The organism is Sphingobium sp. 22B (genome assembly GCF_001580035.1).
Classification (GTDB): Bacteria; Pseudomonadota; Alphaproteobacteria; order Sphingomonadales; family Sphingomonadaceae; genus Sphingobium; species Sphingobium fuliginis.
The window spans coordinates 37,820-56,566 of the sequence record NZ_LTAB01000023.1 but is presented as its reverse complement, the minus strand read 5'-3'; the positions used below and the strand labels follow the sequence as shown (position 1 = coordinate 56,566).

The following is an 18,747-nucleotide window of genomic DNA, read 5'->3' as shown; positions in this document are numbered from 1 at the left end:
TTCCTTGGTCGGGGGTCATGCGGCGGTCGCGGAGCGGCCGGCCGGTCGTTCGAAATGGGCCAGCCGGTCGGCCAGAGCAGCGCGATAGGCTGCGATCGCCGCTTCCTTGACATGGCCATAGCCGCGAACCTCCATCGGCAGGGCGGCTATGGCGACGGCTTCGTCGAGCGTGTCGCGGGACAGGCCGGCGATCAGCCGTTCCAGCAATGCCTCATATTCCCCGATCAGCGCCCGTTCGGTCCGGCGTTCGGCGGTGTAGCCGAAAAGGTCGAGGGCCGTGCCCCGCACCCGCTTCATCGGCGCGAGCAGGCGCAAGGCGTAGAGCATCCAGGGGCCGAAGCGGCGTTTGCGCGGCTGGCCGGTGACGGGGTCCCGGCGCGACAGGATCGGCGGCGCCATGTGGAAGCGCAGCTTCAGCCTGCCGTCGAACTGCCGGCCAAGACTTTCCGCGAAGGCGGGATCGGTGTAGAGGCGCGCGACCTCATATTCATCCTTATAGGCCATGAACTTGAACAGGGCGTTGGCCGCCGTCCGGGTCAGCGTCTCGCCGCCGACCCTGCTCTCCGCATGCCGCACCCTGTCGATGCTGGCGCGGAAACGCGCCGCCCAGGCCGCGTCCTGATATTGGGTGAGGAACACCTCCCTTCCTTCGATCAGGGCATCGAGCGTCTCCGGTTCGGACCCGGCCAGTCCGGCGGCGCGATGGACGGCCTGCGGGTCGACGATCAGCCGCCGGCCCCAGGCGAAGGCCTGGCGGTTCATTGCGGTCGCCTGACCATTGAGGTCGATCGCCGCCTCGAACGCTTCGCGGTCCAGTGCGATCCAGCCCTTCTGCCAGGCCGCGCCCAGCATCATCAGGTTCGACCCGATGGCGTCCCCGAACAGCCCTTCGGACAGGCGGCTGAACGGGAAGGCGACGAAACCTTCCTCGCCCGCGCGTTCGGCAAGGCGGCGGGCGAGCAGTTCCCCGCTCACCACCGCGTTGCGGTTGCGCGTGAATTCGCCGGTGATCGCGACATCGGCATTGGCGACGACGCGGGTCCGGCCCGGCGCCATCGCGCTCATGACATCCTTCGCATTGCCGACGATCTGGTCGCAGGCGAGGATCAGGTCGGCGCCGCCCGCAGGGATGCGCAGCGCGGTGATCGGATCGCTGGCGACATGGACATGGCTGGTGACGGCGCCCCCCTTCTGCGCCATTCCCACCTGGTCGAGCACGCCGGCCTTCCGGCCGCCGATATGGGCCGCCATCGCCACCAGCGCGCCCACGGTGACGACGCCGGTGCCGCCGATGCCGGCGACCAGGATGCGCTCATGGTCGGGCGCCGTCCGGGCCGGGGGATCGGGCAGGGGCTCGCCCCCGGATGCGGCCTGCCGCTTGCGCGGCGTCGCCCCCTCCACCGTGACGAAGCTGGGGCAGAAGCCGTCGAGGCAGCTCATATCCTTGTTGCAGCTCGACTGGTTGATCCGCCTCTTGGCGCCGAAGGCGGTGTCGACCGGTTCCACCGAAAGGCAGTTGGACTTGACCGAACAGTCGCCGCACCCTTCGCAGACCCGTTCGTTTATGAAGACGCGGGCGGGCGGTTCGGCCAGCTTGCCGCGCTTGCGCAGGCGGCGCTTTTCGGTGGCGCACATCTGCTCATAGACGATGACGCTGACCCCCGGCGTTTCCCGAAGCGCGCGCTGCGTCGCCTCCAGCTCGTCGCGATGACCGACGCGGGCAAGGCCGCGCACCGGACTGGCGGACGCATATCGGCCGGGATCTTCGGACAGCAGGACGATCCGCTCGACCCCCTCCGCATGAAGCTGGGCGAGGATTCGTTCGACGGACAGTTCGCCGTCCACCTGCTGCCCGCCGGTCATGGCGACGGCGCTGTTGTAGAGAAGCTTGTAGGTGATGTTGAGATTGGCGGCGATGGCCTGGCGGATCGCCAATATGCCGGAGTGGAAATAGGTGCCGTCGCCGATATTGGCGAAGACATGCCGTTCCTCCGTAAAGGGAGAAAGGCCCATCCAGTGGATGCCTTCGCCCCCCATTTGCGCCCAGGACGCGGTGTTCGGCATGAAATAGGCGGCGAGGCCGTGGCAGCCGATGCCCGCCGTGGCGCGGCTCCCCTCCGGCACGACGGTCGAGCGATTGTGGGGGCAGCCGGAACAGAAATGGGGGCGGCGGATCGCCGGGGGCAGGGCGAGCCGCCTCTGGTCCGCCAGTGCGGCTTCGATCGGCTGCATCCTGTCGCGCAGCGCCGTGTCGCCGGTTTCCGCGACGGTCGCCGGGGCGATGGCGGCGGCGATGCGTTCCGGCGTCAGATCGCCATGCGCGGGCAGCAACGGTTCCCCCGTCGCGCCCGCCTTCCCCCATATGCGGGGCGCATTGGCGCTGCCGTAGAGGATATTCTTGATCTGGCCCTCGATCAGGGGGCCTTTCTCCTCCACCACCAGGATCAGCGAGAGGCCGTCCGCGAAGGCCCGCAATCCTTCCGGTTCCAGCGGCCAGATCATCGCCACCTTGTAGAGCGCGATGCCGAGCGCCTCCAGCCTCGCCTCGTCCAGCCCGATCAGGCGCAGCGCTTCCAGCAGGTCGAGCCAGGACTTGCCTGCCGACACGATGCCCATGCGGCTGGCGGGGGTGCGGTGATGCGGCCGGTCCAGCCGGTTGGCGCGGGCATATTCGAATATGGCGGGAAGGCGGAATTGCTGCTGGCGCGCCTCCTGCTCGATCGGCGGGTCGGGCCAGCGGACGTGCAGCCCGCCGGCAGGCGGAGCGATGTCCGGCAGGACGATGGGCATGTCCATCTCGTCGGCGTCGACCGACGCGGTCGCGTCAGCGACGTCCGTCACGATCTTGAGCGCCGCCCAGGAACCGGTGTGGCGCGACAGGGCGAAACCATGCAGGCCCAGGGTGACGATTTCATGGGCGTCGGACGGGTAGAGCAGGGGCAGGCGCAGCGCGGCGCAGACATCCTCGCTATGGACCACCAGCGTGGATGATTTGGCGATATGATCGTCGCCCACCGCCAAAAGCACGCCGCCATGGGGCGAACTGCCGGCGGAATTGCCGTGGCGAATGGCGTCGGATGCGCGGTCGAGGCCTGGTCCCTTCCCGTACCAGAGCGCGAAGACGCCATCGACGCTGGCGCCGGGCGTCTGCGCGATCTGCTGCGTCCCGGCGACGGCGGTGGCGCCCAGTTCCTCATTGACGGCCGGTCTGACGACGATGTTGCGCTCCGCAGTGAGCATGCGCGCGCCTGCGAAGGCGGTGTCCAGCGTGCCGAGCGGCGAACCGCGATAGCCCGACACGAAGCCGCCGCTGTTCAGGCCGGCCGCCTTGTCCCGATCCGCCTGCACCAGCATCAGCCTGACCAGCGCCTGGACCCCGGTGAGCATGATGCGACCGTCGCGCCTGCGATATTTATCGTCGAGGGCCACCCCGTGGAGGGACGCCTCATCCGGCCTGCTCGCGATCGACACGCTCGATGACACTTTGCTCTCCTTGGGCCGTCGCTCCTTGTCCGCGGAGGCGTCTGACCGTCTTGTCATATCAGATTGACATTATCGTCACTTTGTTCGATGACTTTGTCAAGCGCAATGTCACGGGATGAGGAGATAAGGGATGCGGCTGGTCAAATTCTCACGCGGCGGGCTTGTCGGAGAGGGGTTCCTCGACGGCGACGACATCCTGCTGTCGGGCGGCTGGTCGGAAGGACCCGTGGAGGATGCGCCCTTTACGCTGGCGCGGCTTGGCCGGGACGCGCTGGATAAAGCCTTTCGGGACGCGCATGTGCGGATTCCGCGGAGCGAAGCGAAGCTTGAAGCGCCGCTCGATCCGCGCGCCAAGATCATCTGCGTCGGCATCAATTATCGGGATCATGCCGATGAAGTCGTGTCCGACCTGCCCGMCCAGCCCGCCCTTTTCACCAAGGAACGCAGCGCGCTGGTCGGGCCGGAAGATGCTCTGGTCTGTCCCAGGGCGTCGGTCAGCTATGACTATGAGGGGGAATTGGCGGTGGTCATCGGTTCCCCGGCGCGGCATGTCGCGCCGGAAGCCGCGCTGGACCATGTCGGCGGCTATGCCTGTTTCATGGACGGGAGCGTGCGCGAATTCCAGCAGCATTCCTTGTCCGCCGGCAAGAATTTCTGGCGATCCGGCGCCTTCGGCCCGGCAATCGTCACGCCCGATGAGCTGCCGAACATCGCGGACGCCGCCCTCGTCACCCGGCTGAACGGCACGGTGGTCCAGTCCGCGCGGACCAGCCTGATGCTTTACGACATCGCGACGATCATCGCCTATTGCTCTCGCTGGACGCGGCTGGAGCCGGGGGATGTGATCGCCACCGGCACGCCGGGCGGGATCGGCGCCCTGCGTAAGCCGCCCCTCTGGCTGAAGGAGGGCGACGCGGTCGAGGTCGGGATCGAGGGCATCGGCCTGTTGCGCAATGACGTGCGGGGCGAACCGTAAGAGGCGTCGGGAGGGCCGGTCAGGCGGCGCCCAGGCTTCTCCACCAGCCAAGGCGTTCGGGCGCATATTGCGTGAAGAAGGCGTAGATCTCCTCCGTCGCGGTGCGCGCCGTCGCATGCGGGACGCCCAGGCCCTGGAGGATGTGAATGGTCATCTGGTAGATATAGAGTTCCGGATCGACCCTTCCGGTGAGCAGCCGCCTTATGCCCTCGACCACCGAACCCAGCACGATGTCCACGGCGACGTCGGGCAGCGCGAACACGAACTGCCCGGCCGCATGCCCCTCCGACAGATTGCGGCGGGCCAGCTTGCCGACGGCGGTATTGGGCGTCAGGAAATCGGAATGCACGGCGAAGGTGCCCCATACCGGATCGATGGCGGCGCGCGACAGCAGCAGCCTGACGCCGCCCGCCGTGCCCAGCAGCCCGATCGGCAGTTCGGGCATGAGCAGAAGGGATTCCTCTGTCAGGTCATCGCTCAGTTTCGTTCCGACCGCTTCGGCCAGTTCCTCCAGCGAGGCGAAATATTTGTAGAAGGTTCCCCGCGCGACGCCCGCCGCCTGGATCACCTCGTCGATGACATTGGGCAGGCGATGCTTTTCGGCGCAGACCTGCATCATCGCATCGAACAGGCGCGCCTGCATCTTTTCCCGCTTCACCCGTGCGGCGCGGACGCGGAAATCTTCGTCCGGCTCTGGCATGTCGTATGGCTGGTCCGTCATTTCGTCCTGAGCAGGCAAGGATTTCGTCTTCCGGCCATCGTCATATCGCCAAGCCCTGTCGATTGACAACCAAAACACCTTGAGCGGAGCGAATTAAAATGACAATAATGCCATGCTGACAGAAATGGGGAAGGGCGGTCGATGTCGCACCGGCAGGAAATGGACCGGATAGCCGAATCCCACATGATGTCGGTCGTGCGCGGCGACATGGCGCTTCTGGACTCGCTGCTGTCGCCTGATTTCATCCTGACCTACAATGTCATGGAGGGCGAGATCGGGAGGGAGCAGGCGCTGGAGATCGGTGCGGCGCTGAGTGCCGATTTCTCCGACCTGCGCTATGAAGGCGTGCGCCGCTACTATACCGAGGATGGATATATCCAGCGTCATGTCGTGGCGGGGCGAAAGCCGGACGGCACGCCCTTTCGCGTGCCGGGTTGTTTCTTCGCGACGGTGCGCGACGGACGGCTGAGCCGCCTCGACGAATATTTCGATTCCGCGCAGGACCCGCGCAATTAAGCGGCAGACGGTTAGGCGGCGGGATTTCTCCCAGGGCCGCGTCGGGGGAAGGCAATGGCCGCGAAACCGCCAGCGGCTTTCCGGGCCATTGCGATTCCAGGCCGGCAGCCGCGCTTCAGGCGGAGGCCGCCTGCAATGCCGATGCCTCCGCCCGGGTCGCAGACGGCCGGAGAATCCCGGCCAAGGCCTGCCGCAGCGTCTGCGCCGGATCGGCCGCCATCGTCATCGCGCGCCAGCCGACATGCTGGTCCGGGCGTATGAGGACAGCGCCATCCTGCGCGATTTCGCGGACTGCTTCCCAGTCGCGCTCTCCGCTGATCCGGACGGCCTTCAACGAAATGCCGGTTTCCCGGGCCACGGCCGCCGCTGCCTCCACCCAGGCTTGGCCCCGGTCGCCCGCGATCAGGACGAAGCTGCCCGGCTGGACCAGATCCAGCGTCGACATGCGCTTGCCCCGGTCGATCACCCATGCATGGGGCAGGCGGTGGCCCGGCCGTGTGGTCGGCCGATATTCCGTGCCGAACGGATCGCGGGGCGATGCCTCGCTGCCGTCGGGCATGATGGCGCCATTTTCGTAGGCGAAGCCGATTTCGATGTCATGGGCTTGGAACTCGATCCGCTGCGTGCGGATCACCTCTCCGGTTCTGGCGCGGATGGATGCGCCCACCCGCGTCGGTGCGAAATAGCTCTCCATCGCGGCCATGTTCATTTCAGGCGGCGCGCCCGGCAGCAGGCCCATGGCCATGTCGATCACGCGGAAGTTCAGCGATGCCGACAGGGCCCAGTCGCAATTGTCGACCGCCACCGGCAGGCGCTCCGCCCCATAGCTGTCGAGCAGGGCATCGTCCGCCTGGCCCTTCAGGACCGCCGCGATCTTCCAGCACAGATTATGGGTATCCTGAATGCCGCCGTTCAGGCCAAGGCCGGTGGTGGGCGGATGCCGGTGCACGGAATCGCCCACCAGGAAGATCGACCCTTCGCGCACGCGCTCCGCCTGCACGCGGTCGACCGACCAGCGGCCGACGCGAAGGACCTTGAGATCGAGGTCGGGCAGCTTGCAGACCGCCCTTATCCGTTCGGCCATGGAGGATTCGTCCAGCTCTTCCGGATCGTCCGGACGGAAGGCGAAATGCACGACCCATTCCTCCGAATGGCGATCCCATTTCGGACCCATCTTGACCAGCGACCCGCTGGCCCAGGAACCCTCTCCGTCGGGATTGAGAAGGCGGGTGATGAGCGTATCGTCCGGGACATAAGCGGACAGGTCGGCGGTGAAATGTGCCGCCACGACCTTCACCATCTGCGTCGGTCCCACCATCGCTATGCCGAGTTTCGGCCCGATGGTCCGGCCGCCGTCGGCCGCGATCATATATCGCGATCGGACGATATAGGTCTCGCCGGTGGCCCGATCCAGAATCTGCGCCCGGACGCCCGCGCCGGTCTCTTCCCAGTCGACAAGCTCCCGGTTGAAGTGCACCGATCCGGGCGCGCGCTGTTCCGCGGCGGCCCGGAATATGGGTTCCAGGCGCATCTGCGGATAGTTGCTCGGCAGGCTGGGGCTGTCGCGTTCCAGCAGGGCGACATAATCCTGATCCATCATCTCCAGCGCATAGATTTCGCGGCGATCCATGGGCCCCTGACCGCCCAGCGACGTCATCCAGCGGATCGTGCGGAAGGATTGCGGGGGCGTGCCCACGGCGTAGATCGCCTCGTCCAGGCCATGGCTGCGCATGACCTCCATCGTCCGCTGGTTCAGATAATGCGCCTTGGAAAGGGCGAGGTGGTTTCATGCCGTTCGACCAGATGATGTTCGATGCCCTGGTCGCTCAGGAAAATCGAAGCGCACAGCCCGCAGCCGCCCCCGCCGATGATCAGAACCGGAACGTCAATTTCTCGCATGATTGCCTCTCTCCATCTCATCGTCCGGATACGCGTCGAACAGCGCGCTCTTGAATATTGTCATGGCATATCCACAAAATGACAAAAACGTCAATATCTTTATGGACTGGAGCTACGACGGGAGGTGTGGCATGCAGAATTCGCCTGAAATGAGGGGGATTTATCAGCCATATGCGGGTATTAGCGGACTTTGCCGGCGCGTTCATGAGGTGCCGACGAATACATATTGACAATATCGTCATTCAATCTCATAGATAAGGAATAACGGCGGAATCGCCCGGATGGGCGGTTGCGGGGAAAGGGGGACGCATCCAAAGGAGCGCCCCCTTGAGAGGATGGTGAACCTATGATGGAGCTGGCCACTCGAGCCGAGGCGAAGCCGCCTCTTATTCGACCCAAGAAATTGGCCCATATCGTATTGCGGACTCCTTCGGTCGATGCGATGCGCGACTGGTATGCGGCGGTGTTGGGGGCGAGCGTGGCCCATGAGGCCCCGGCTTCCCCCAAGCTGTGTTTCCTGACCTTCGATGAGGAGCATCACCGCATCGCCCTGGTAGAGGAGCCCGGCATTGCCCTGGCCAAGGAAGGCGTGCGCGCCAGTCTCGACCATATCGCCTTCACTTATGGCGATCTTGGCGACTTGCTCCATACTTATGAACGACTTGCCGAAAAGGGGATAGAACCGTTCTGGCCGATCCACCATGGTCCGACAATTTCCCTCTACTACAGGGACCCCGATGGAAACCGCATCGAATTGCAGGTGGATACCATGTCGGCGGATGAGGCGCAGGATTTCATCCGTTCGCCCGATTTCACGACCAATCCCATCGGCGTGATCTTCGATCCGGCGGACCTGGCGGCGCGGTTCAGGGACGGCGAGAAGCTGGCCGACCTGCTGCGCCGTCCGTCATTGCCGCCGGGAGTTCATCCATATGAGATGCTGCGGGACTAGAGCATCGTGCAGAAAAGTGAGCACCGGTTTTCTGCCTGAAACGATGCCACAACGAGAATAGGAGCGCGGGCCCCATACCCGATTGAACGCTGCGCGCTTCAGGCAGAACGTCAGTTTCCACGAATATCGATAAAAATACAGCGATAACATCAACAAAGTGGGAGAGAGATGGTGAGGAAGAGAAAGAGCTTGCTGTACCTGTTGTTGTCGACCGCAAGCCTCGGGGCTGGCGTCGCCCAGGCGCAAGTACAGCCCGAAGAACGGACAACGACCGAGGAGATCATCGTCACCGCGCAGAAGCGTTCCGAACGGCTGAGCGACGTTCCGCTGTCGATTACCGCGGCGACGGGCGATCAACTGTTGAAGCAGGGCGTTACCAGCCCCTCCGATCTTGCCAGGATCGCGCCCGGTTTCGCTTTCCAGAAGAGCGCCTATGGCGTGCCTGTCTTCACCATCCGCGGCATCGGCCTGTTCGACAATTTCCTGGGCGTGTCCCCGACCGTGACCGTCTATGTCGACCAGGCGCCCCTGCCTTATCTGGCAATGACGCCGGCCGCCGGCCTGGACGTCGAGCGCGTGGAAGTGCTGAAGGGGCCGCAGGGCACGCTGTTCGGACAGAATTCGACCGGCGGCGCGATCAACTATATCGCCGCCAAGCCGACCAAGGATCTGCAGGCGGGCATCGACCTCACCTATGGCCGGTTCGACCAGATCGACGCGCAGGCCTTCGTCAGCGGTCCCTTGACCGACACATTGGCGGCGCGGGTGGCCGTGCGGCACGAATATCGCGGCGACTGGCAATATAGCATGACCCGCCCCAATGACAGGCGCGGTCAGCGGGACTTCACGGCGGTTCGCCTGCTGCTGGACTGGACGCCCAGCGATAGCGTCCGGTTCGAACTCAACGCCAATGCCTGGTGGGACAAGTCGGACACCCAGGCGGCGCAATTCCGTTCCTTCGCCGCGGCGTTGCCCAATGGCTATCCGGAAGTGACGCAGGCCATCGGCAATCTGGCCTCCGCGCCGGACAATAATCGCGCGGCCGACTGGGATGTCGGCGCCGATCTTCGGCGTGACGACAGTTTCAGGCAGATATCGCTGCGCAGCGACGTCGACCTGTCGGACGACATAACGCTGACCGCGATCACCAGCTATATCGATTTCAGCCTCTATAGCCCCAATGATAATGACGGTACCGATTTCGTGGACTATTTCGGTACGCTGGTGGGCGATGCGAAGACTTTCTTCCAGGAAGTCAGGCTGGCCGGAAAGGCCACCGACCGGCTGACGTTCACCGTGGGCGGGAATTACGGCCACGACAATGTGAAAGGCACGTCGGTCGGCCGGAACTTCGGTTCGAACTCGGGCATCGGTCCGTTCCGCTATTATGATTTCAACCAGCGCGCGGATCAGAAGGTCCGGACGCTGGCGGGGTTCGCGGCATTGGACTATCAGATCACGGACAAGCTGACCATCCAGGCTTCGGCCCGCTATACCGACCAGAAGCGCAAGTTGAGCGGCTGTCTGGAGGATGGCGGCGACGGGCGCCTGGCGGCCGCCATCGACTTCGTCCACTTCCTGGCGAACGGCGTTTCAGACCCGGCATCCCCGGGCGGATGCGTCACGCTGGATTCGACGACGTTCGAGCGGCAGAGCGACTATCGGGACAATCTGTCGGAGAACAACCTGTCCTGGCGCGCCAGCGTCAACTGGAAGCCTTCGGACGACAGCCTGCTCTATGCCAATGTCACGAAGGGCTACAAGTCGGGCACCTTCTCCTCCGTGCCGGCGGTGTTCACGGCGCAGTTCGATCCCGTCGTGCAGGAATCTGTGCTGGCCTATGAGGCCGGCTTCAAGGCTTCGGTCCTCGACCGGCGGGCGCAGATTTCGGGCGCGGCCTTTTACTACGACTATCGGAACAAGCAGGTATTGGGCATCGCAAACACGCTTTTCGGTTTGCTGCCCGCATTGCAGGGCGTGCCGAAGGCCAGCGTGCGCGGCGCGGAGCTTGAGGTCACGCTGCACCCGACCGAGCGCCTGCGCCTGACGGCGGGCGGCACCTATGTCGATTCCTCGGTCGACCGGGCGAATGCCAACATCACCGATCCGCTGGGCGTTCCGATCAATATCGAGGGGGAAAGCTTTCCCAACACCCCCAAATGGCAGTTCGTCGGGGATGCGCAATATGACATTCCGCTGTCGGCGGACCTGAATGCCTTCCTGGGCGGCGGCGTGACCTATCGCTCATCCTCCTTCGCGGCGTTCGGCCGGACGCCGGAATTCAAGATCGACGGCTATGCGCTGGTCGACCTGAGGGCGGGGGTGGAGACAGCCGACGGCCGCTGGCGCGTCCAGCTATGGGGGCGCAATGTGTTCAACACCTATCACTGGATGGGCGTGGTGCATCCGGTGGACACGACGGTGCGGTTGACCGGCATGCCCGCGACCTACGGCATCACGCTGAATTCCCGGTTCTGAGCGGACGAAATCCTGTTTTGGAGTATGACATGACTGCCGAATATCCGATCAAGGCAATCCCGCGTAGCATAGCGGTCTTTGGCGCCGGCGGGCGCATGGGCCGCCCCTTCGCCCAATATGTGCGCTATGCCGCGCCCGACATCCGCCTGCGGCTGATCACCAGCTCTCCCTCCAAGGTCGCGGCGGTGCAGAAGCAGTTTCCCGGCGTCGAGGTCGTGGCCGCCGATTATTGCGACCGCGCGTCGCTGGTCCCGGCGCTGGAGGGTATGGAGGGCATTTTCGTCGTGACGCCCTCCGGCCTGGACGAGCAGGTGGGCATGACCAACCTGATCGACGTGGTGCGGCAGGCGGCCGCCGCCACCCATATCATACGGGTCGTCGGCTATGAGCCGGAATCGCCGCCGTCCCGGGTGCCGGCCCATCTGCGGGAAATGGGCGGCGACGGCAGCCAGCACTATATCGCCAAGGCGATGCTGGACGAGAGCGGCCTGCCCGTCACCTTCCTGAACTGCGGCGCGTCGCTGATGGACAATCTGCTCTACACCGCGCCGGGCCTTCAGCGCACCGACACGCTGATCTGGCCGCAGCGCTACATTCCGCTGATCGATCCGCGCGATTTCGCTGAAGTGGCCGCCCGCGTGCTGCTGTCGGACGATGCGCGGCACATCACGCAGTTCCACACCGTCAACAACGGGCAGGACCAGTTCACGACCACCGTCGTCGCTGAAATCATGAGCGACGTCTTCAAGCGGCGGATCGTCCATGACGGCAGCAAGGAAGGCTTCCTCAAGGAATATGGTCCGTTGCTGGAACAGCGTCAGGGCCGCAAGGGCGAGGGCGAGTATCGCTGGGCCTTCTTCGAATATGAATATGGCAATTCGGTCGTCTGGGCATTGAACAATTTCGCGGAGCGGATGCTGGGCCGCAAGCCCAACAGCTTCCGTTCCTGGCTGATGGAGCATCGGCATCACTTCTTTCCCGATCAGCAGGGCTGAACGCTGGAACGACAACCGGGGGCGCCCGTGAGCGGCCCTCGCGGCGGCGGTTGCCCTGCCGCCGCCGCATAAGGAAGAAGACATGTCCAAAGTCATAATCAGTTGCGCCATCACCGGTTCGGTGCATACCCCGACGATGAGCCCCCATTTGCCGATCACGCCGGACGAGATCGCGCGCCAGGCCATCGACGCGGCGGAGGCGGGGGCGGCCGTGCTGCACCTGCACGCCCGCGACCCTGAAACGGGCAGGCCGTCCGCCGATCCCGACCTCTTCATGCGGTTCCTGCCGCGCATCAAGCAATCCTGCGACGCTGTCGTCAACATCACGACCGGCGGCGGGCAGGGGATGTCGCTCGACGACCGGTTGGCGGCGGCGGAGCGCGCGTCACCGGAACTGGCGTCGCTCAACATGGGGTCGATGAATTTCGGCATGTACCCCATGCTGGGACGGTACAGCGAATTCCGGCATGAATGGGAACCCGCCTATCTGGAATCGTCGCGCGACTGGATATTCCGCAATACCTTCAAGGACATCGAACAGGTGCTGGAGCGGTTGGGCAAGGGGCATGGCACCCGCTTCGAATTCGAATGCTACGACACGGCGCATCTCTACACCCTGGCGCATTTCCTGGACCGCAAGCTGGTGACGCCGCCGCTTTTCGTTCAGTCGATCTTCGGCATATTGGGCGGCACGGGGGCGGACACCGAAAACCTCGTCCATATGAAGCGGCTGGCGGACAAGCTGTTCGGCAACGACTATCGCTGGTCCGTGATGGCGAGCGGGCGGCATCAATTGCCGTTCGTCACCATGGGGGCGCTGAACGGCGCCAATGTCCGGGTGGGGCTGGAGGATTCGCTGTTCGCCGGGAAGGGGAAATTGGCGAGATCCAATGCGGAGCAGGTCGCGCTGATCCGGTCCATCCTCGAACTTCTGTCGCTGGAGGTCGCGACGCCGGAGGAGACCCGCGCGATCCTTGACCTCAAGGGCGCCGACAATGTCGCCTTCTAGGCACGGACCCGCCGGCAGGAGGATGAGGCAAGGACCGCTTGCGCGTTCAGGCAGGCGCCGTCCGGGAATCTACGGATAGGAATGAAGCGCCGGTGAGAGGAACTTCCGGGGGATCGCCACTGAGGCGAACCATCTGGAAGGGATCGGCCATCGTGAAAGCCTTGATCTATGGAGGACCGGGCGAGAAGAGCCTGGGCGAAAGGGCCAAGCCGCAGATCGCGGAGGGCGGCGACGCGATCGTCCGCGTGACGCACACCACCATCTGCGGCACCGATCTTCATATCCTGAAGGGCGATGTGCCGGGTTGCGCGCCCGGCCGCATATTGGGGCATGAAGGCGTCGGGGTGATCGATTCCGTCGGGCCTGCCGTCACCAACTTCACGCCCGGCGACCATGTCCTCATTTCCTGCATCACTGCCTGCGGACGGTGCGACTATTGCCGGCGCGGCATCTATTCCCATTGCAGGACCGGCGGCTGGCTGCTGGGCAATGAGATAGACGGGACGCAGGCGGAATATGTCCGCATACCCCATGCCGACACCAGCCTCTATCCCATTCCGGCGGGGATGGACGAGGAAGCGCTGGTGATGCTGAGCGACATCCTGCCGACCGGTTTCGAATGCGGCGTGCTCAACGGCAAGGTCGCGCCCGGAAGCAGCGTCGCGATCGTGGGCGCGGGGCCGATCGGGCTGGCGGTGCTGCTGAGCGCGCAATTCTATACTCCGGCGCAGATCATCATGATCGACATGGACGCCAACCGGCTGGCCGTGGCGCGGCGGTTCGGCGCCACACGCACCATCGACAGCCGGTCCGAAGACCCGGTGGAGATCGTCAGGGGCCTGACGGACGGACAGGGCGTCGACGCAGCCATAGAGGCCGTCGGCGTCCCTGCCACATTCGAGCTTTGCCAGGACCTTGTCGCGCCGGGCGGGGTGATCGCCAATATCGGCGTGCATGGCAGGAAGGCCGACCTGCATCTCGAACGGCTCTGGTCGCACAATATCACGGTGACGACCCGGCTGGTGGACACGGTGACCACGCCGATGCTGCTGAAGACGGTGGCGGCGGAGAAGATCGACGCCGGACAGCTCGTCACCCACCGCTTTTCGCTGGACGCCATATTGGACGCCTATGACGTTTTCGGGCGGGCGGCGGAGACCCAGGCGCTGAAGGTCCTGATCACGCCCTGAGCCGGTCGAAGGGCGGCAACCGGCTTTCCGCCTGAAGGGATGCGGCGATAAAGATTCGGCGCGCGATCTTGCGTCCGGTTCACCGCGGCGCGCTCCAGAATGGCGGCGCGAAGCGGGTTTTCGATGAGGGAGAAACAAGATGTCGATGGTGGATCGGGTCAGGCAATCGCTGGATGTCGTCTTTCTGGCGACGCTGTCGTTCGGACTGGTGATCGCGATTTGCGCGATCATCCTGGCCAAGCTGCCGGGCTGAGGGGGGATGAGGCCGCGCCGGCGGTCACGCCTTGCTGTGGTCCAGCGCCGCCATCAGGTGGACCGACAGGTCCTGGATCGTGAACGGCTTGGCCAGCAGCGGCACGCCCTCCTTCGCGGCGGAGGCCGCCGCGGCGCTGTAGCCCGTCATCAGCATCGTGCCCAGATGCGGCCAGTGCTTCCTGATCCGCAGCGCCAGCTCCATGCCGCCGACCTCGCCCGGCATGATCATGTCGGAAAGGATCAGGGAGAAATCGTCCGCCCGCTCCAGCCGGCGCAGCGCCGCGTCGCCATTGTCGACCCGCTCCATCTCATAGCCCAGCGTCGTCAGCATGCCGCCCACCGTGTCGGCCACCGTGTCGTCATCCTCCACCAGCAGGATGCGCTGCCTGCCGGATGCGCCGACGGGTTCGGCCGGCCTGTCGCTTTCCCGGGGCGCGAGCAGGGATCGCGGCAGCAGCAGGGTGATGGTCGTCCCCCTGCCGACGATGCTGTCGACCAGCACCTCCCCGCCTGACGCCCGCGCGAAGCCGTAGACCTGGCTGAGGCCAAGCCCCGTGCCCTGACCGACCGCCTTGGTCGTGTAGAAGGGTTCGAAGATCTTGTTGACCAGTTCCGGCGCGATGCCGGCGCCGCTGTCCGTCACCGCGATCTGCACCCGGTCGGGCAGGTCGCCATGGACCGGGCGGTTCGCGCCTTCGATGACGATGGTGCCGCCCTTCTGCATGGCGTCCCGGGCGTTGAGGGCGATGTTGAGGATCGCCACCTCCAGTTCCGACGCATCCACCTCCACCGGCCAGAGGTCCGCGGGAAGGTGCATGGTTACCCCTATGCTTTCGCCCAGCGATCGTTCGAGCAGCGCATCCATGCCCCTGATCCGCTCCCGCAGGTCGACGACCTCCGGGTTGAGCGGCGTGCGGCGGGAGAAGGCGAGCAGTTGCCGCGTCAGTTTCGCCCCCCGGTCCAGCGCCTGGCGTATCCCGGCGCGCAGCTTTTCCAGCCTGGCCGCGTCCTGGGTGCGTTCCATGAGGTCGAGACCGCCGGAAGCGACCATCAGCAGATTGTTGAAGTCATGTGCGACGCCGCCGGTCAACTGGCCCATCGCCTCCATCTTCTGCGACTGGCGCAGCGCCTCTTCGGCCTGCTGGCGGCTGGCGATTTCCGCCTGGAGAGCCTGGTGCGCGCGGCGCAGCGAGGAATAGGAGGCGGCGAGCATCACGATCAGCACCGCCGCCGCGATGACGATGACGGCGATGCCCAGATAGCGGGTCAGGCGGCGCGACAGGCTGTCCATGGTGGATTGGAGATAGACGGAGCCGAGCCGCGTGCCGCCCTGTTTCACCGGAACGGTGACGGCGAGCGCGGCGGGCGGCGCGTCCCGGCTGGCCTCTTCCGCCCGTTTGGGCAGCCGGGCGGGAGGGCGCGCGAAGCCGGCGGCGAAGGCGCCCTTGCCGTCATAGGCGGCGACCGCGACGATCTGGGGATCGGCCTTCAGCGCGTTCAGATATTCCTGGAGCGCAACATCGTCCTCGAACGCCAGCGGGGCGGCGATCCCATTGGCCAGAACCTGCGCCTGGACGGTCGTCTGACGCAGCTTTTCGACGCGGCCGAGCTGTTCGAGCTGGATGGCGGCGGCCAGCCCCGCGGCCAGCAGCAGGAAGGCGATCAGGACGGCGGAAAGGGGCGTCGCCATCTGTCCGACGACTTTGCCCAGGCTGAGCCGGCTTGGGGTCGCTTGCTTCATTTCCGGTTCACCGCGATGGCAAGGCCCAGCAATTTGGAACTGATCTTGAGGCCGTTGGCCCGGGCCGCGCCGTCATCGATCTGGAACCGAACCCGGCCGCTCTGCCGCACGAATTCGATCATCGCACCGCTGGGCCCCGCGCTCTTGTCCGCGACCGTCAGCACCGGCTGCCCCTCTGTCGTCGCGAAGGGCGCATAGCCGGGATCGGTCGAGTGTCCGGCGAACAGGATGTGGCAGCCGGCCGGGCCCGCTTCGCCGCCAGCACGCCGCACCACCACCGGCCGGCCGACCATCTTCTGGCCGCGCACCACCTCGTTGAGCAGGGTGCCGAACGGGTCCTCTCCGACGACGCAGATGACGAAATTCCTTTCCGTCCCGGAAAATGCCGCCGGGGGCCATTCCACGAAGGGCGCGAACTTGAACAGGAAATTCGCCTGGATCGCGCGTTCCAGCGTCGTCGGCGAATTGGCCGGCACCGGCGCCGGAACGACGATCGCGGCCGCCGCGAGACAGGACAGGGCGGCCCATCGCCGGCGTCGTGCCCGCCTGCCGCGCGGTGAAGGGTTCAGATCGTCCATTTGAGCGCCACGAACACGCTGCGGCGAAGCGGCGTCGCCTGCGAAGCGGGAAGCTCACGGTGGCGGCGGTGCAGCAGGTTGAAGCCCGATACCGACAGTTCGGCGCGCTCATCGAATTGCCAGCCCAGTCTTGCCCCCAGCTCCACATAGCCCGGCACATGGGGGTCGGGCAGGGCGGACACATAGCGCAGGTCGAAATCGACATTGACCTCCGGCCCGATGTCCATGGAGGAGCGCAGCGTCGCGCGGTGTTTGGGATCGTTGCCGACCTGCGACACGCCGAGCAGGGGCACCGAGTCCGGCTTGAAGCGGAACTTCTGGATCAGCAGGCTGTAGCCGGGCTTGAGCCGCCACCAGCTTGCCAGACGGATGTCGGCCCAGGCGTCGAAGCCATAGCTGTCGCCCTTTATCCCATTGCCCCAGCGCAGCGGCAGCAGCCCCTCCGGCGCCGGCTCCACCGTCCGCAGGTCGTCATAGACATTGTAGAAGGCCGAGACCGAAAGCGACGCGCGGGGCGAGAGCATCAGCCGCGTGCCCAGTTCGAAGGCGGTCAGCTTTTCGGAGCGGAAGCTTGGAAGGGCGGTCAGGAAGACGGTGCCTGCGATGGATTCGACCACATCCTCGTCGAAGGGAGTGGGGGAACGCACCGCGCGGGAGACCGCGCCCCAGACCAGGGTTCCGGGGTCGGGCTTCCAGGACAGGCGAACGCTGGGGAGGAAGGTCAGGTCCATGTAGCTGCGCTGCTCCAGCTTGGCCCCGACCGTGCCCGTGATGGACGGCGTCAGGGCGATGCTGTCCTGCGCGAACAGATTGCCGACGAAAAGGTTTCGCCGCTCGGGCACGAAGTCCAGGCCGGGAATGTCGCGGATCACATAGCGGCCGAGGCGCGCCCCGCCGCCCCAGACGATGCTGTGGTTGCGCCCCAGGGTGAAGCTGTGCTGCCCCTCCACATCGAAGGTGTCGAGCGCGAAGCGGCCGCCGTCATCCTCGATCTTGCGGGCGGTGTGGTCGTAATAGGCCTGGAGCTGGAGCGTCGCGCCGGACGCCGCGCCATGGCGCCAGCGGGCAAGCAGGTCGTAGCCGTGCAGGCTCTCGTCGGGCGCGGTCCCCCGCGAGCGGGAGCCGTAATAGCCGTCCCCCTGCACCATCAGCGCGTCGGCGGGGGTCGCGTTCCAGTCGAAGCGGAAGCCGCCCTGGGTGCGGCGGTTGCCGTCGTCCGCGTTCGACGCGCTTTCGAAATTCTCATGGCGCTTCACGAACAGGCGATAGCTGGCGTTGCCGCCGGCATGGCCGCCATAGCGCAGCCCCAGATCATAGGTGCTGTTGCCGACCACGCCGGTGCCGTACAGGCCCTGTGTCGCCCCTGCGTCGCGGGTGATGATGTTGATCACGCCATTGACGGCGTTCGATCCCCAGAGCGTGGCGCCGGGGCCGGAGATCACCTCTATGCGGTCGACATCCTCCGGCAATATGTCCTGCATGTCCCAATAGACGCCGGAATAGAGCGGCGAATAGACGCTGCGCCCGTCGATCAGCACGAGCAGCTTGTTGGAGAAATTCTGCGCGGCGTCGTTGCCGCCAAGCCCGCGGGCGGCGACGACCGTATCGTTGGGGCCGCCGCACATGACCTGCAGATTGGGCGCGAGCCGGAGAATGCCGGGCAGCGTCAGCGTGCCTGAACGGACGATGTCGTCATGGGTGATGACATAGATGGATGCCGGGGAGTCGGCCAGCGAAGCCGCCGACCGGGTGACGGACGTGACGTCCAGCTTCGACAGCGCGGCGATCGGCATGTCGCGCAGTTCTTCGATGCTCTGCGCCTGGGCGGCCGTACAGTATAGGGACAGAAGGCCCACGGCCACTCCGCCGAACGCCGCGCCGCCAAAAGCCCATGCCATTTTCGTTCATCCCCCTGCGCTGCCCGTTGCGCTTGCCCCCGGCGCGAGGATCGCCC

13 protein-coding genes and 1 pseudogene are annotated in these 18,747 nt (G+C 65.4%); 7 read left to right on the top strand and 7 right to left on the bottom strand.

The window, feature by feature from the left end; all coding sequences use genetic code 11:
* Positions 1 to 15 precede the first annotated feature (15 nt).
* Positions 16 to 3,483: an indolepyruvate ferredoxin oxidoreductase family protein gene (locus A0J57_RS18590; protein WP_061940515.1), complete on the bottom strand. Its 3,468-nt coding sequence runs from the start codon at positions 3,481 to 3,483 to the stop codon at positions 16 to 18.
* Between the two features lie 130 nt (positions 3,484 to 3,613).
* Between A0J57_RS18590 and A0J57_RS18585 the strand changes: the two genes are divergently transcribed.
* On the top strand, positions 3,614 to 4,459 hold the full coding sequence (locus A0J57_RS18585; RefSeq protein WP_062017327.1) for a fumarylacetoacetate hydrolase family protein: 846 nt from the start codon (positions 3,614 to 3,616) through the stop codon (positions 4,457 to 4,459).
* A gap of 19 nt (positions 4,460 to 4,478) precedes the next feature.
* Here the strand turns inward: A0J57_RS18585 and A0J57_RS18580 are convergent, their stop codons facing one another.
* The gene (locus A0J57_RS18580; RefSeq protein WP_062017324.1) at positions 4,479 to 5,180 is read right to left on the bottom strand and encodes a TetR/AcrR family transcriptional regulator; all 702 of its coding nucleotides are present in this window, start codon (positions 5,178 to 5,180) and stop codon (positions 4,479 to 4,481) included.
* Between the two features lie 141 nt (positions 5,181 to 5,321).
* Between A0J57_RS18580 and A0J57_RS18575 the strand changes: the two genes are divergently transcribed.
* Positions 5,322 to 5,696 carry a nuclear transport factor 2 family protein gene (locus A0J57_RS18575; protein WP_061939178.1) on the top strand — a complete coding sequence of 125 codons (375 nt, stop codon included), beginning with the start codon at positions 5,322 to 5,324 and terminating at the stop codon, positions 5,694 to 5,696.
* 115 nt (positions 5,697 to 5,811) lie between these two features.
* Here the strand turns inward: A0J57_RS18575 and A0J57_RS27290 are convergent, their stop codons facing one another.
* Positions 5,812 to 6,255 (bottom strand): hypothetical protein, encoded by a 444-nt coding sequence (locus A0J57_RS27290; RefSeq protein ID WP_328587044.1) that lies wholly within the window; start codon positions 6,253 to 6,255, stop codon positions 5,812 to 5,814.
* A gap of 282 nt (positions 6,256 to 6,537) precedes the next feature.
* A pseudogene (locus tag A0J57_RS27285) lies at positions 6,538 to 7,595 on the bottom strand (FAD-dependent monooxygenase); the annotation flags it as partial.
* 346 nt (positions 7,596 to 7,941) lie between these two features.
* Here A0J57_RS27285 and A0J57_RS18565 point away from each other — a divergent pair.
* The 5 genes from A0J57_RS18565 to A0J57_RS18545 all read left to right on the top strand — a co-directional run bounded on the left by A0J57_RS18565 (position 7,942) and on the right by A0J57_RS18545 (position 14,219).
* On the top strand, positions 7,942 to 8,547 hold the full coding sequence (locus tag A0J57_RS18565) for a VOC family protein (RefSeq protein WP_202814909.1): 606 nt from the start codon (positions 7,942 to 7,944) through the stop codon (positions 8,545 to 8,547).
* Between the two features lie 189 nt (positions 8,548 to 8,736).
* A complete protein-coding gene (locus A0J57_RS18560; RefSeq protein ID WP_158298532.1) occupies positions 8,737 to 11,025 on the top strand; it encodes a TonB-dependent receptor in 2,289 nt (762 codons plus the stop codon).
* A gap of 29 nt (positions 11,026 to 11,054) precedes the next feature.
* On the top strand, positions 11,055 to 12,020 hold the full coding sequence (locus tag A0J57_RS18555) for an NmrA family NAD(P)-binding protein (RefSeq protein WP_061939174.1): 966 nt from the start codon (positions 11,055 to 11,057) through the stop codon (positions 12,018 to 12,020).
* A gap of 82 nt (positions 12,021 to 12,102) precedes the next feature.
* Positions 12,103 to 13,029: a 3-keto-5-aminohexanoate cleavage protein gene (locus A0J57_RS18550; protein WP_061939172.1), complete on the top strand. Its 927-nt coding sequence runs from the start codon at positions 12,103 to 12,105 to the stop codon at positions 13,027 to 13,029.
* A gap of 152 nt (positions 13,030 to 13,181) precedes the next feature.
* Positions 13,182 to 14,219, top strand: a complete 1,038-nt coding sequence (locus tag A0J57_RS18545) for a zinc-dependent alcohol dehydrogenase family protein (RefSeq protein ID WP_061939170.1) — start codon at positions 13,182 to 13,184, stop codon at positions 14,217 to 14,219.
* Between the two features lie 277 nt (positions 14,220 to 14,496).
* Here A0J57_RS18545 and A0J57_RS18540 read toward each other — a convergent pair whose 3' ends face one another.
* Genes A0J57_RS18540 through A0J57_RS18530 form a run of 3 tightly spaced genes read right to left on the bottom strand, consistent with a single transcriptional unit; the run spans position 14,497 to position 18,691 of the window.
* Positions 14,497 to 16,215 (bottom strand): ATP-binding protein, encoded by a 1,719-nt coding sequence (locus tag A0J57_RS18540; protein ID WP_044660950.1) that lies wholly within the window; start codon positions 16,213 to 16,215, stop codon positions 14,497 to 14,499.
* Positions 16,212 to 16,793 (bottom strand): YfiR family protein, encoded by a 582-nt coding sequence (locus tag A0J57_RS18535; RefSeq protein WP_025548731.1) that lies wholly within the window; start codon positions 16,791 to 16,793, stop codon positions 16,212 to 16,214. Before A0J57_RS18535 ends, A0J57_RS18540 begins: the two co-directional genes overlap by 4 nt.
* Positions 16,781 to 18,691: a TonB-dependent siderophore receptor gene (locus tag A0J57_RS18530; RefSeq protein ID WP_061939167.1), complete on the bottom strand. Its 1,911-nt coding sequence runs from the start codon at positions 18,689 to 18,691 to the stop codon at positions 16,781 to 16,783. Before A0J57_RS18530 ends, A0J57_RS18535 begins: the two co-directional genes overlap by 13 nt.
* Positions 18,692 to 18,747: the final 56 nt, after the last annotated feature.